The sequence below is a fragment of the Nocardia crassostreae genome (genome assembly GCF_001613405.1).
In the GTDB taxonomy this organism is placed as follows: Bacteria; Actinomycetota; Actinomycetes; order Mycobacteriales; family Mycobacteriaceae; genus Nocardia; species Nocardia crassostreae.
Window position 1 is genome coordinate 158,336 of record NZ_BDCH01000013.1, and the last position, 15,167, is coordinate 173,502.

Consider the following 15,167-nt stretch of genomic DNA (forward strand, 5'->3'; position numbering starts at 1 on the left):
TCCCCATGGGAAACCCGGAGATCGGTTGTATCGGACGGGCGACCTGGTCCACTGGGTCACGGCCGGACCGGATTCCGCGACGGGTTCGAGCAGCGCGGCGCTGATGTTCATGGGCCGGGCCGATTTCCAGGTGAAGGTTCGCGGCCAGCGACTCGAACTCGGCGAGGTCGAGGCCGGGCTGTGCGAGGTCGAAGGCATTGCGCAAGCGGTCGTCATCGTGCACGCGCCCGGCGATGCCGGTGCGCGGCTAGTCGGGTACGTGGTGGCCATGCCCGGGTACACGCTGGACCCGGCGGCGGTCCGGCGGTCGGTGGCTGAGCGCCTGCCCGGGTACATGGTGCCCGATGTGGTGATGGTGCTCGACACTCTGCCCTTGACGGTGAACGGCAAGGTGGACAAGGCCGCGCTGCCCGAGCCGGTCGCCGTGGGCGCGGACTATCGCGCGCCGTCGACGCCCGCCGAGGAGATTGCGGCGGAGGTGTTCGCCGAGCTGCTCGGCCTGGACCGCGTCGGGGTCGACGACGACTTCTTCGCGCTGGGCGGAGATTCGATCGTGTCGATCCAGGTGGTCGCGCGGGCGCGGGCGCGGGGCGTGGCATTCGGTCCGCGCGATGTGTTCGAACAGCGGACCGCCGCCCGATTGGCCGACTGCGCGAGCCGCACCGATGGCGGGGGCGGGCTGGCGGAGCTGCCCGGTGGCGGCGTCGGGGAGTTGCCACTGCTGCCGGTGGCCCGGTGGATGGTGGACTGGGGCACGGGCTTCGGTCGTTTCGAGCAGCATGTGACGCTGCGGCTGCCCGCGGGAGTGGATGAGGCGAGCCTCGTGGTGGCCGTCGCGGCGGTGCTGGATCGGCACGATATGTTGCGGTCGCGGCTGACGTGCGAGTCCGGACAGTGGACGATGCTCGTCGCCCCCGCGGGCAGCGTGGATGCCGCCGAGGTGGTGTGCAGGCGTGCCGTCGATCCCGATATCGACCTGGACTCCCCGACCGGACTGTCAGGCGTGACGGAAATCGCTGGAGCGGAACTGAACTCGGCCGTGAAGCAGCTGGATCCGGTCCGGGGCGTGATGACCCGATTCGTGTGGCTCGATCCCGTCGGGCGGCCCGGCTGGCTGGTGCTCGTGGCCCATCACGCCGTGGTCGACGGCGTCTCCTGGCGGGTGCTGGCGCAGGATCTGATGTCGGCATTGGAACAGGCTGTGCGGGGCGATATTCCGGTCCTGGAACCGGTGGGCACGTCGATGCGCCGCTGGGCGCACGGGCTGGCGGAAGCGGCGGCCGACCCGCGGCGAGTCGCGGAACTGGGTTTGTGGCAGTCCATGCAGGCCGGGCCGGACCCGGTGTTCGGGCCGCGCGAGCTGGATCCCGCCATCGATACGGCGGCGGTGCTCGAGCAATCGAGTATCGAACTGCCGGAGTCGGTGACGCGGGCGCTGCTGTCGCGTGTGCCGATGGCCTGCCACGGCGGAGTCGACGACGGTTTGCTCGCGTGTCTCGTTGTGGCGGTCCGGCTCTGGCGGTCCCGGCGCGGGATCGACGAGCCCTCGGTGCTGCTTCGCTTGGAGGGGCACGGGCGTGCGGAACAAGTTGTCGCGGGCGCGGATCTGTCACGGACGGTGGGCTGGTTCACCTCGATGTTCCCGGTGCGTTTCGACCTGTCCGGCATCGATGCCGACGCTGTCGTCGCGGGCGGGGAGGCCGTAGCCGCCGCGGTGTGGTCGGTGAAGGAAACACTGCGTTCGATCCCGGACAAGGGCATGGGCTACGGTCTGTTGCGGTACCTGAATCCGGAAACCGCTGCGCTGCTGCCGGATCGGATGCCCGGGCGGATCTGCTTCAACTACCTGGGCCGGGTGGCGGGCGATGCGCTCGGCGCGGGCGGGGTCCACGGCGGCCTGGGGGAGTTGTGCGCGACGCCGGATCCGGATATGCCGGTGACCGTGGCGCTGGACGTATCGGCGATCGTGATCGAGGACCGCTTGCGGGCGGTGTTCCGGTACCCGCGCACGCTGCTCGAACGCGAGGATGTGGAGGAGTTCGCCGAGCTGTGGTCGCGGGTGCTGGCCGCGATGGCCGAGTACGCCGAAACTCCCGGTGCGGGTGGACATTCGCCGTCGGACTTCGGTCTGGTGGCCTTGCCGCAGGCGGATGTCATCGCACTCGACCGGCGGTGTTCGGCGCTGACCGATGTATGGCCGGTGACGCCCCTGCAGGCCGGACTGCTGTACCACGCCGAGCTGGCAGGCGCCGACGCCACGGCGGATGCCTATGTGGCGCAGGTTGTTCTGCATCTCGACGGTGATCTGGACCCGGACCGGTTGCGCGCGGCCGCGGCAGCGGTGGTGCGACGGAACGACGGCCTGTGGACCGGCTTCGTTTCCACCGACAGTGGGCAGAGCGTGTCGGTGGTCTGTAGGGATGTCGAATTGCCCTGGCAGCTCGCCGATCTCACCGGTCACCCGGATCCCGAGCCCGCGCTCGACGACCTCGCCGCCCGGGCGAAAGCGGACCCGTTTGACCTCACCTCGCCACCTCTGCTGCGCTGCACTGTCGTTGCCGTGGCCGCCGATCGGTGGGCGGTGATCCTCACCAATCACCATGTGATTCTCGACGGCTGGTCCATGCCGCTGCTCATCTCCGAGCTGTTCTCCGCCTACTCCGGCCGACCCGTGGACGCACCGGCCGGATCGTATCGAGACTTCCTGGCCTGGTTGGCGTCTCGTGACGGCGATGCGGCGCGATAAGCGTGGTCGGCGGCGCTGGACGGTGCTGAACCGACCCTTGTCGGCGGCTCCGCTGCGGGCGGCGATACCGCGTCGGCGAATCGCTCGATCGGCCTGGACGGCGCCGATACCCGCGATCTGATCGCCGCGGCGGCCGCCGCCGGGGTGACCGTGAATACCGTGCTGCAATCGGCGTGGGCGATTATGGTGGCGCAGTTGAGCGGCCGGACCGATGTGATCTTCGGCGCGACCGTCTCCGGACGACCCGGTGACCTCCCCGCCACCGCGCACACCATCGGGCTGTTCATCAACACCATTCCGACCAGGATCCGACTCGACCCCACCGAGACGATCGCCGGGCTGTGGACCCGCATCCACGACGAACAGGTGGCCCTGCTCGACCACCACCATCTCGGGCTGCGCGATATCCACGTGCTCACCGGCAGCGACAGCCTCTTCGACACCCTCATGGTGCTCGAGTCCTACCGGGTCGACCTGCATCGGATGGAGGACACCGCGGGCGGCGGCGACCTCGCCATCACCCGGATCGTGGCGGCCGACGCCACCCACTACCCCTTGACCTGCACCGCGGCGCTCCAGGACACCTTGCGAATCCGGCTGCAATACCAGCCGGGAGTCTTCGACACGGCTACGATCACGGCGTTCGGTGAACGGCTGCGAGCAGTGCTGCGCACGATCGCTCACGATCCCACCGTGCCGGTGCGGGATATCGAGGTGCTCTCGTGGCCGGAGCGCCATCGGCTCGTGCACGAGTGGGGCCGCAGCGGGATGCTGGATCCGGATCTCACCACGATCGACACCGGCTCGACCACGTTGCCGGGCCTCCTGGACGCCGCCGTGGCGAGCAACCCGGACGGGGACGCCGTGGTCGACGGCGACCGGCGCATCTCCTACCGCGATCTCGATGAGCAGTCGAATCGAAGGGTGCGCTCGCTGATCGGGCGCGGCGTGGGGCCGGAGTCCGTGGTGGCCGTGGGCGCGCCGCGATCGCTGGAATGGGTGCTGTCGGTCTGGGCGGTCGCCAAGTCCGCCGCGGCGTTCGTCTCACTGGACCCCGCACATCCGGTGGAGCGAAACCGGTTCGTGTGCGGCGATTCCGATGTCTGTTGTGTGCTGGCTCGGGGCGACTTCGAGCTCGGCGCGGACTCCGTGGAAATCATTCGCCTCGATCGGCTCGACCTGGCGAACCACAGCGCCGCCGCAGTGCTGGACACGGAGCGTCGTGCTGCGCTACGCGCGGGGAATCCGGCCTACGTCGTCTACACCTCGGGATCGACGGGCCGCCCCAAGGGCGTGGACGTCGCCCATACCGGATTGGCCGCGCTGACAGCGGATCTGGTGACCCGCTGCGGGGTCGGGCCCGAGTCGCGGGTGCTGGGTGTGGCGTCGTGGACCTTCGACGCGGCCATCTTGGAGCTGCTGCTGGTGATATCGGGTGCGGTAACCCTGGTCGTGGCGTCGGCGGATGTGTATGGCGGGCAACCACTGTGGGAGCTGCTGCGAGATCACCGCATTACCCACGCCTTTCTGACTCCGGCGGTGGCGTCGTCGCTCGAGCCCGAGGGACTTGATGCGCTGCGGATCATCCTGACCGGCGGCGATCGATGCTCGCCCCAGCTGGTATCGCGCTGGGCCGGAACCGATTCCGCGGGCATGCGCCGGATGCACAACCTGTACGGTCCCGCGGAAGCCAGCATCTGGGTGACGGGCGGCGAACTTACGTGCGGGGCAGCGCCGGGCATCGGTGCCCCGATCGCGGGTATGGCCGCGCTGGTGCTGGATTCGTGGCTGCGCCCGGTACCAGCCGGGATGGTGGGCGAGCTGTACGTCTCCGGCGCCGGTGTGGCACGGGGCTATCGAGGACGATCGGCATTGACCGCATCGCGCTTCGTCGCCAACCCGTTCACCGCGACGGGCGATCGGCTGTACCGGACCGGCGACCTGGTCCGCTGGGACGAGAACGGCTCGGGCATTGGGAATCTCGTATTCGTCGGCCGCGCCGACTTCCAGGTGAAGGTCCGCGGACAGCGCCTGGAACTCGGCGAGATCGAGACCGCCCTCACCGAGGTCGACGGCATCGAACAAGCCGTCGTGCTCCTGCACACGCCCCCGACCGACACCGGCGTCGGTCCGCGCCTGGTCGGCTATGTGGTACCCGAACCCGGATGCGACACAACCCCGGCCACCGTCCGAGAGCAGCTGAGCGAACGACTGCCGGGCTACATGGTGCCGGACCTCGTGACAGTACTCGCCGAACTCCCGCTCACCACCAGCGGTAAAGTGGATCGGCGCGCTCTCCCCGAGCCGGTGTTCGCCCCGCGCACCTTCCGAGCCCCCTCGAGCCCCGCCGAACAGATCATCGCCGGAGTCATCGCCGAAATCCTCGGTCTCGATCAGGTCGGATCCGACGACGACTTCTTCGTTCTGGGTGGCGATTCCATCGTCTCCATTCAGGTCGTGGCCCGGGCCCGCGCACTCGGCCTGGCATTCGGCCCTCGAGATGTGTTCGAACACCGCACTCCGGCCCGCCTGGCCCTCATCGCCCGCCCGGCCGACGGCGCGACCAGCAAAGAGCTGCCGGAGCTCGCCGGTGGTGGCATCGGAGATCTGCCCCTGCTCCCGGTGGCCCGCTGGATGGTGGAGTGGGGCACAGGCTTCGACCATTTCGAACAGCACATCGTACTGCAACTGCCGCTCGGCGCCACCGAGGCGAACCTCACCGCGGCCATCCGCGCACTACTGAACCGCCACGACATGCTGCGATCGCGCCTACAGTCCGGCACATCCGGCGACTGGTCGCTGACAGTAGATTCACCCGGCGGCGTGAACCCGGCCGCAGTGCTCCGGCATGTTCTCACCGATGCAGATGTCGATCGGGCAGTGATCGCAGAACATGCTGCGGCCGAATTGAATTCGTCGGTTTCGCGGCTGGATCCAGCCGCAGGGACAATCGTGCAGTTCGTGTGGCTCGACGCTCCCGGCACGGGTGGATGGCTGGCGGTCGTGGCGCACCATCTGGTGGTCGACGGGGTGTCGTGGCGGGTGCTGGCGCCGGATCTGCTGTCGGCGCTGGAGCAGGCGATACGAGGTGCGGAGCCGGTGCTGGAGCCGGTCGGGGCCTCGATGCGGCGCTGGGCGCACGCGCTGGTCGATGCGGGCGTGGCGGACCAGCGGGCGGGAGAGCTGGGGTTGTGGCAGTCGATGGCGACGGATGCGGATCCGTTGTGGGGCGGAAGGGAATTGGACCCGTCGGTCGATACGGCATCGGTGCTCGACCATGTGGACGTGCACCTCCCGGAGGCGGTGACGCATGCGCTGCTGTCGCGGGTTCCGGCGGTGTTCCACTGTGGGGTAAACGACGGCCTGCTGGCGGGTCCGGCTGCGGCGGTGCGGATCTGGCGCGCGAGGCGCGGTATCGACGAGCGGTCGGTGCTGATCCGGCTGGAAGGGCACGGTCGCGAGGAGCAGGTCGTCGCCGGTGCGGATCTGTCGCGGACGGTGGGCTGGTTCACCTCGATGTTCCCGGTGCGGTTCGACCTTTCCGATGTCGACGTCGATGACCTGCGGTCGAACGAGGCCGTGGCGAGTGTGGTGCTGTCGGTGAAGGAAACGCTGCGTGCGATCCCGGACAAGGGCATCGGTTACGGCCTGCTGCGGTATCTGAATCCGGAAACCGCCGCGCGGCTGCCGGATCGGATGCCGGGCCGGATCGGCTTCAACTATCTGGGTTGCGTATCGGCCGCGGACATCGGTGCGGACGGATTGTTCGGCGGGTTGGGCGACCTGGAGATCACGCCGGACCCGCGGACGCCGGTGACGGTGGCGGTCGACGTATCGGCCATGGTGGTCGACGACCGATTGCGGACCGTATTCCGATTCCCCTCCACCCTGCTGGATCGCGCCGACATCGAGGAACTGGCGAACCTGTGGTCGGAGTTGCTGACCGCCATCGCCGAGCATGCCGAAAACCCCGGCGCGGGTGGACATTCGCCCTCGGACTTCGAGCTGGTGACGGTCACCCAGTCCCAGGTGGCCTCGATCGAGCACAGGTATCCATCGCTGACCGATGTGCTGCCGCCGACGCCATTGCAAGCCGGATTGTTGTTCCATGCGCAGCTGTCCGGCGGCACGGACAGGTAGTGCACCTGGTCGGCGAATTCGGCGCGGTACTTCGTCACCGCCGCCGGGTCGCCGGTCCACGAGGTGAGGTAGCTGGTGGTCAGCCCGAGAACGAGCAGGCCGGATGCGAGCGGGCCCGCCACCCCGGTCGGATCACCCACTGTCCGAGCGTAGTTCAGCAGGTCGGCGGGCTTCAGTGTGGCGCTCGCGGTGGGCAGCACGGCATTCACGGCCAGGTGGGAGAACTCGACCTGATTGCGTGACCGCCGCCGCTGCGCCATCGCGGCGATCGCAGGATCTATCGTGTCGGTGAAATCTGTTGGCCCGGTATCGATATGCGGAGCCGTGCGCCGTGCGCCGGTGTGGGCGAGTAGCGCGGTGGAGCCGGTCTGGACCGGCGTCCCGTCTTGATCGGTCAGCACCCCCGTGACGGTGATGACGTCGAAAGAGTGGAACTGCCGGAAGGATTCGAAGTACACCTCGCAGGTCAGCACGTCACCGGCGAGTAGCGGGCGGCCGATATCGAGGGTCTGGTCGACGTGCACGATCCGGTCCAGGCGGTAGCCGGTGACCAGGGTCTCGAGAATCTCGCGCCGCGCCTGCTGCCAAATCAGGGCGGCGAATGTCGGCGGCGCCACCACCGCGTCGAAACCCAGTCGCGCCGCGGCGCGCTCGTCCCAATGCGCGGGGTGAAAGGCCTGGACGGCGCGCGCGAATTCGCGAATGCGACCGCGCTCGACCCGGAACGGTTCGGCGCAGCGGTGGCGGTGTCCGACCAGGGCGCGGGCCTGTGCGGCCGCCGAAGGCAATGTGCTCGTCATAGTCGTGTCCTTTCGAATCTGCGCTCCATGATTCAACGGAATGGTTCGGCGGGGGCGGATTCATCTCGGGATGGTTAGTTCTCACCGTGCGGCCGAACGGAATTGGTGACGTTCTCCAGAGTTCGACGGGACCTTTTATCCCATATCCGGCCATCGGCCTAGCGTGAGCCCGATTTCGGATGTCGGAATTGCGTGCCGGGCAGCCGAAATCGAATCCGTACCCGGGCCGCAGGAAGGCATGAAATGAGACGAACAATCCGCTGCGCGACAGTGAAAGCGGCAGTCCTGATCGGGGTTTCGGCGCTGGCCGTCGCATTCGGCGGTACGGTGACCGCCGCCCCCGAATCCACACCCACCGAACAGGAACTGGCCGCGTATATCGAGGCCGGGCTGAAGGCCGAACCGGTCGCCGGATCCGGATCGGCGTGCACCTCCGGCAGCGGCGCGGGATCGGGCAACGGCTCCGGCGACTGCTTCGGCGGGTCGGGTTCGAGCTCCGGGTCCGCGGGCGGCTACGCCTCCGACACCGCGGGCCACGGCCCGGCCATGACCTCCTGGTTGGCGGCCTTCGGCTACGGCCTGTTCCACCCCGATGTCGCGCCACCGGGCGCCAATGACTGGAATTGCAAACCGACCGCCGAGCATCCCCGCCCGGTCGTGCTGCTGCACGGCACTTGGATGAACGCGTACAACGGATTCGCCTTCCTCGGCCAGCCCATCAAGGACGCGGGGTTCTGCACCTTCGCCCTGAACTACGGCCGCGCCAACCTGATCGAAGGCGGCGGCGTGGGTTCGTTCCTGCCCGGCGTCATGGGCACCGGGTACATCCAGGACTCGGCCAAACAGGTCGCTGTTTTCGTCGATCGCGTCCTGGCCGCCACGGGAGCCAGCGAGGTCGATATCGTCGCCCACTCCCAGGGCGGATCGATGGCGAACTGGTACACCAAGTTCGAGGGCGGCGCGGCCAAGGTCGACAATCTGATCACCTACGGCGCCACCCACCACGGCACCTCGCTGGTCGGCATCGGTGCACTCGGCCGCGCCATCAACAATTTCGGGATCGACATTCTCGGCTTCATCGAGATCTTCGTCGGCCACGCGGGAATCCAGCAGACCATCGGCTCGGACTTCGTCAACCAGCTCAATGCCGCCGGTGACACCGTGCCCGGGGTCGACTACACCATCGTCGGCAGCCGCTACGACGAGATCACGAACCCGTACGACCTGACCTTCCTGAAGGCGGGCCCCGGCGCGACCGTCGACAATATCCTGCTGCAGGACGGCTGCGAACAGGATCTCTCCGACCACCTCACCATGCTGTATTCGCCGCGCGCGCTGTCGATCGCGCTGCGCGCACTGGATCCGGCCCGATTCCCCGCGCTGGACTGCACCTTCAATCCGTGGCTGCTGGGCGGTGGCGGATCGCTCTGACATAGTGATCGAAGTCGGCGGGTTGCGCGGCCCGCACCTCGGCCTCGATCCACGTCCCCATCATGCGCGCGGTCATGGCGATGGCCTGGCTGCCGACCTCCGGCACCGAGGCCCGCAGCACCGCCGCGAATCCGGTATTGATGAGCACGAAGGTCATGGCGTCGTACTTCTCGTCGTCGCCCGGGCCGAGCATCTGGATCAGCAGGACCTTCACCAGCAGTCGCAGGCGTGGTTCGAATTCCGGTATGCCGCTGCTGTAGAACTGCACGCCCGCCACCATGGCGCCCACCAGCTTGGCATTGGCCACCAATTCCTCGGTGAACACCTCCAGAATCTCGGTGACCAGCTGCGGAATCGAGGTGAGGAATACCTCGTTCGGCTGCTGCGGCCGACTCGACATCCAATGGATGAAACGCTGTTCGGCACTCACCAGCATGCGTTCGAGCAATTCGTCGACAATGACCGAACGATCGGGGAAATAGCGATAGACCGTGCCGATGCTCACCCCCGCCTCGGCCGCGATTCGATTGGTCGAGGAATCGGCGATGCCGCGCTCCCCGAATACCCGCGCGGCGGTATCGAGAATGTGTTCGCGGGTCGCCTGCGCGCGCTGCTGGGTCGGGCGACGGCGTTGCCGGACGGCCTTCGGCGCCATCACAGCCTCCCTGGATGCGATGAAAACTGAGCGTTGCTCATCTTACGAAGCCCGCCGTCTGGTTGTATGTTGTTGCGCCAGAAGAATCCACGGAGGTGCGCATGGTCGCCGGTCGAGTGCCCAGCGGTCGGCTGGCCCGCGGAACCCGGCTCGGACGGCTCGCCGCCGGGCAGGCCGCGCGCGGGGTCGGCACCCGGCTGTCGATGATCGGGCGCACCGAGCAGGCGCGGCAGCTGCTCGCCGAACGCTCCACGCTGCAAGCCGCGCAGCAGATCGTCACCGTGCTCGGCGGCATGAAGGGCGCCGCCATGAAACTGGGCCAGATGCTGTCGGTGCTCGATGTCGACCTGGTGCCGGAATCGCATCGAGAAGTGTTCCGGCTCAAGCTCGCCGAACTGCGCGACCGCGCACCGGAGGTGTCGTTCGCCGCCATGCGCCAGGTCATCGAGAACGACCTCGGTCCCCTGTCCCGCACCTTCGCCGACTTCGACGAGACCCCCATCGCGGCCGCGTCGATCGGCCAGGTGTACCGGGCGCGTCTGCGTGGCGGACGCACCGTCGCGGTGAAGGTGAAGTACCCCGGCGTCGACCAGGCCGTCCACGCCGATATGCGCAACCTCGAACTCTTCAGCAAACTCTGGAAGTCCGTGCTGCCCAGCGCCGCCGACGCCGCCGTCCTGGACGAGGTCACCCGCAATATCGGCGGCGAACTCGACTACCTGCGCGAGGCTCGCACCCAGCATCGAGTAGCGCACCGCTACCGCGACCATCCCTACATCTTGGTCCCCGACAGCATCGAAAAGCATTGCACCGACCACGTTCTCGTCACCGAGTTCGTCGAAGGCAAATCCTTCGAGCAGCTCCGCGCCCTACCCGCCCCAGACCGCAACCACATCGGCGAACTGATCTACCGCTTCTACATCAGCTCCCTGTTCGCCGACCATGAATTCTGCGGCGACCCCCACCCCGGCAATATCCTCCAAGCCGCCGACGGCCGAGTAGCCTTCGTCGACTTCGGCCTCTACCACCGCATGGACCCCGCCCACGCCGAATTCGAACGCACCGCCCTGCGCGCCGCAGGCGAATACCGCGCCGAAGACCTCTACCACCAATGGTCCACCCGCGGCATCATCGACCCCGACTCCGCCGTAACCCCTCGAGAATGCCTCGACTACGTCTGGGCCGCAGCCGGTTGGCACCTCCTCGACGAACAACTAACAATCACCCCCGACCTGGCCACCGGCGCCATCATCCTCGCCATAGACCCCCGAACCGCCGACTTCCGCGGCATCCGAAAACAACTCCTCCCACCCGAACACGTCTTCTCCCGCCGCGCCGACCTCTTCACCTTCGCCGCCCTAGGCCAACTCCACACAACAGCCAACTGGCACACCCTAGCCCGCGAATGGCTCTACAACACCCCACCCACCACCGAAATCGGCCGCACAATCGCGAAATGGCAAGCCGCCCTGCAGCCCTGAACCCCCCGCCCGCGAACCTGCCCGACGATGGTGGTGTGAAATCGGGTTGGTTCGATTGGGGTGGGTTGGTTAGGGTGGCGGGGTGAATTCTCCGGAGGCATCCAGACGGTAGCCGCCTGGCGGTTGTGCTGGGCGGCGTTGTGAGCTTGCGGTGCCGGGCGCGTGGCGGTCGGTGGGTTGGAGCGGCTTGCGGCGCTGGATGCTGTCTTCTTGCGGGTGGGCTGGGTGCCTGATTCGCAATCGTTGTGGGTGCCGCTGGGTTGAGCCGGGGCGCCCCTGTGTCCGGGAGTTTCACTATGCCCATTGTGGTTTTCGTGCTGGCTGTTGCGGTTTTCGCGCAGGGCACATCCGAGTTCATGGTGTCGGGGTTGTTGAAGCGGATTGCGGGTGATGTCGGGGTTTCGCTCGGGGGTGCGGGGTTGCTTACTTCGCTGTTCGCGGCGGGGATGGTGTTGGGGGCGCCGGTGATGGCCATGGCGGCGGGGCGGTTGCCGATGAGGTATTCGCTGGTGGGGTTCTTGGGGGTGTTCTTCTTGGCGCATGTGATCGGTGCTGTGGCAAGTGGATTCGCGGTGTTGTTGGCGACTCGCGTAGTTGCGGCGGTTGCGAATGCTGGTTTTCTGGCGATCGCGTTGGCTGGGTTGCCGCGATTGGTTGGGGCTGCGGGGGGTGGGGCGCGCGACTTCGGTCGTGGTGTCCGGGGTTACGGTGGCATGTATTGCCGGGGTGCCCGCGGGGACTGTGCTCGGGCAGGTTTGGGGATGGCGGTCGGCTTTCTGGGCTGTTGCCGTTCTCGGCGCTGCGGTGCTCGTTCCGCTCTGGGTGCTGGTCGGTCGTGCGGAGGGGGAGCGGTATGACGGTGCCGGGCAGTCGATTTCGCGTGAATGGTCGGTTGTCACGCGGCGTCCGGTTCTTGCCGCGGTTGTCACCGGGGTGCTGGTGAATGCCGGGACGTTCGCTGGGTTCACGTATCTGGGCACGATCACTGCCGATCTCTCGGGAACGGGTGATCGGTGGGTTCCGTTGGTGCTCGGGGCATTCGGTGTCGGGTCGTTCGGCGGCGTGCTGCTGAGTGGCCGCTTCAGCCATCACGGTCGGCGGATCATCACTATCGGGACGCTGAGCCTGATCGGAATCTGGCTGCTGGCCGCCGTGACCGCGCACACTGTGGCCGGGGTGCTGATCATGTCGGTAGTGGCCGGGGCGGCCGCCTTCGGTGTGGGCTCGACACTCATCGGCATGATCGTCGAGGCTGCCGCGCCTAGCGCACCGCATATCGCGGGAGCTCTCGCGACGACCGCATTCAACCTCGGCGCTGTGCTTGGCCCAGCCGTGGCCGGTCCGATCGTCGACAACACCGCGAACCCGACCTCCGCGTTCCTCTCGAGCGCGGCATTCACAGTCGCAGCCGCGAGCATCGTCCTACTGACCTCCCGCCCAACCCGCCATCCCACCCCCGTGGGCTGAGCCGAAGCAGGTACTGGTGCAGGCAAAGGTCGAGAAGACCCCTGCACCACTACCTGCTCCCGGGTCAGTGGGTGCGGATTTGGAGGCCTGGGTTCTCGGTTAGGACTGCGGAGATGGATTGGGCTACTACGCGGAAGAGGTTTCGGCGGGTTTGGTCGTGCCAGCGAGGGTCCAGGTAGGCGGCTGGGTCGGTGGGGAGGTCGAGGGTGCTTTCCAGGCGGCTGACTATGCCTACTGCGGAGGTGCCGGTGATGATCGGGCCGCCGCTGTCGCCGGAGAACTGGAAGGCGGTGTGGGTGAAGGATTGGGAGGGGCCACCGTCTTCGGGAGGGTCTACGTCGACGATTACGCCGCAGGTGTAGCCGGTGGTGTGGCCCAGTTTGCAGACGGGGGCGCCGATTACGGGGTCGGCTACTCCGGTGATGGGAAGAGGTTTCGTGCCGCGCGAGCGGACGAGGTTGTTGTCGAAGAGGGGGCGGGCCTCGTCGCTGATTCGAATTATCGCGTAGTCGCGGGCGGTGTTCTTGAACGTCAATGACTTGTGGAAGTGTCCGACCGGGGTGTCCACGCCATTCTTTGTCGAGGGGGCGTACACGTGCAGTGGGTTGGGGTTCTCTTTCTCCGCCTCCATATTGCAATGGCCTGCGGTGATATTGACGGTCGCGCCGTCGTGGTCGATGCCGTTGAAGCCCCATGAGCACATTCCGAAGCTGACCTTCTTTCCCTGTGGCGGCATGGCCACGAAGGGGTCGCCGCCCGCGACTTCGGTCGCCGCTGGGCGATCGCCGCTCCGGCGCTCCACCGGCGTCGGCACGGCGGGGGAGGCGGGGAGCCCGAGGACGAGCACGTCTCGAATGTCGAATCCCGCTGTGCCTGCGTCCATTCGGACGATATCGGCCCCGGGACCCGCGGCGAGCGCCAGCACGCCGCGCACCTCCGAATCCAGCCCCGCCTGCTCGATCGAATCCGGAAATTGCTCGCGCGCCGTCGCGGTGAAGACCGCCAATTGCTGCGCGACCCGGGATCGCCGCAGATACTCCTCCGCCGATATGTGCAGGTCCCGAGAAATCGCCGCGGTCAACTCCTCCGGCAGCAGCCGCGTCGACTGAATGGGCTCCGCCTGTGCCGGGCTCGGACCTCCGAGAAAGGCGATCGTCAGTCCGATGACGATCTGGCCCGCCGCGCATTGCCGCCGATTCAGCACGCTTTCAGCTCCTTCGTCCGTGGTAGACCAAGAGAATTACGCGGTACAAGATCGAAAACCGGCGTCAATAGTTCCATTGCACGGACGCGATTGCGCGCAGGCCACTATCGGCGCGGCGCGAGCCGAATCAGCGACGCCGCAGCGCCGGGTCGAGCAGGGCGGGCGGCGTGTCGACCTTCTCGTGTGGGGCGAGGTCGATGCCGGGGGCCGCGATCGAGTCGATCGCATCCAGCACGTCGGCGGGCAGTACGGTGTCCGCGGCCGCGAGCTGGGACCGCAGGTGATCCAGGGTGCGCGGCCCGATGAGCGCGCTGGTCACCGTCGGATGCGCCGTCACGAATCCGAGGGCGAGCTGGATCATGGTCAGCCCGGCCTTGTCGGCGACCTTCGCCAATGCCTCGACGGCTTCCAGTTTGGCGCGATTGGCCGGGACGGCCGTGTCGTAGCGATCCTTCATGAAACTCGAACGGTTCGTGGTGATTTCGCGCCCCTCGCGGATAGCGCCGGACAGCCAGCCCGACGCCAGCGGACTCCACACCAGCACCCCGAGCCCGTACTCCTGAGCCACCGGAAGCACATGCGCCTCGACGCCGCGCTGCAGTATCGAATAGCTCGGCTGCTCGGTCACATATCGGCTCAGCCGGTGCTCGCGCGCCGCCCACTGCGCCTGCACGATGCGATACGCCGGAAACGTCGACGAACTGAAGTAGCGGATCTTGCCCGCACGCTGGAGATCGGTCAGCGCGGAGAGCGTCTCCTCATCGCTGGTGTCCGGATCCCACCGATGCATCTGATAGAGATCGATATGGTCGACGCCGAGCCGTCGCAGACTGTCGTCCAGCGCCCGGACCAGCCAGCGTCGCGAACTCCCCCGATGATTGGGGTCCTCGCTCATGGGCATGTAGGCCTTGGTGGCCAGCACGATGTCCTCGCGCCGCCCGGCAATCGCCTTGCCGACCAGTTCCTCCGACTCGCCGCGCCCGTACCAGTCGGCAGTATCGATGAGGTTGATCCCGGCCGCGAGTGCGGCATCGACGATCGCCGTGGCCTCCTCCTGCGTGGTGCGCCCGATCTGCCCGAAATTCATGGCGCCCAGCGCGAGCGAACTGACCTTGACGCCGGTCCGGCCCAATGTGCGGTACTGCATGACTGATCCTCCATGCGAGGTGAAAGCGACCGCGGAGCTTGGTCCGGCCCGGCCGCTCTGGCATTCTGAACAAGCGGAGCATTGTTCCGTTAACCA

Annotated in this window: 6 protein-coding genes and 2 pseudogenes; 4 read left to right on the plus strand and 4 right to left on the minus strand. The window is 67.3% G+C overall.

The genetic code is table 11. The features are described 5' to 3' along the window. The first annotated feature begins 109 nt into the window (after positions 1-109). Positions 110-6,886: pseudogene (locus NC4_RS42450) on the plus strand (amino acid adenylation domain-containing protein). 425 nt (positions 6,887-7,311) lie between these two features. Here the strand turns inward: NC4_RS42450 and NC4_RS44520 are convergent. After that, positions 7,312-7,686: pseudogene (locus NC4_RS44520) on the minus strand (FAS1-like dehydratase domain-containing protein); the annotation flags it as partial. Positions 7,687-7,929: 243 nt separating this feature from the next. On the opposite strand from NC4_RS44520, the gene NC4_RS11855 reads away from it, so the two are divergent. Beyond that, complete coding sequence (locus tag NC4_RS11855) at positions 7,930-9,117, plus strand: esterase/lipase family protein (RefSeq protein ID WP_067536483.1); 1,188 nt, start codon at positions 7,930-7,932, stop codon at positions 9,115-9,117. On the opposite strand, the gene NC4_RS11860 is transcribed toward NC4_RS11855, so the two are convergent. Further along, complete coding sequence (locus NC4_RS11860) at positions 9,080-9,772, minus strand: TetR/AcrR family transcriptional regulator (RefSeq protein WP_067536486.1); 693 nt, start codon at positions 9,770-9,772, stop codon at positions 9,080-9,082. The two genes, NC4_RS11855 and NC4_RS11860, sit on opposite strands and share 38 nt — an antisense overlap. A 101-nt stretch (positions 9,773-9,873) precedes the next feature. Here NC4_RS11860 and NC4_RS11865 point away from each other — a divergent pair, with 101 nt between their 5' ends. Further along, the gene (locus tag NC4_RS11865) at positions 9,874-11,253 is read left to right on the plus strand and encodes an ABC1 kinase family protein (protein WP_067536775.1); all 1,380 of its coding nucleotides are present in this window, start codon (positions 9,874-9,876) and stop codon (positions 11,251-11,253) included. Between the two features lie 609 nt (positions 11,254-11,862). Next, positions 11,863-12,720 carry an MFS transporter gene (locus NC4_RS11870; protein ID WP_245721637.1) on the plus strand — a complete coding sequence of 286 codons (858 nt, stop codon included), beginning with the start codon at positions 11,863-11,865 and terminating at the stop codon, positions 12,718-12,720. A gap of 64 nt (positions 12,721-12,784) precedes the next feature. On the opposite strand, the gene NC4_RS11875 is transcribed toward NC4_RS11870, so the two are convergent. Then, the gene (locus tag NC4_RS11875) at positions 12,785-13,924 is read right to left on the minus strand and encodes a S1 family peptidase (RefSeq protein ID WP_067536488.1); all 1,140 of its coding nucleotides are present in this window, start codon (positions 13,922-13,924) and stop codon (positions 12,785-12,787) included. A gap of 127 nt (positions 13,925-14,051) precedes the next feature. Continuing rightward, a complete protein-coding gene (locus NC4_RS11880; RefSeq protein ID WP_067536491.1) occupies positions 14,052-15,071 on the minus strand; it encodes an aldo/keto reductase in 1,020 nt (339 codons plus the stop codon). Between the last annotated feature and the right edge of the window lie 96 nt (positions 15,072-15,167).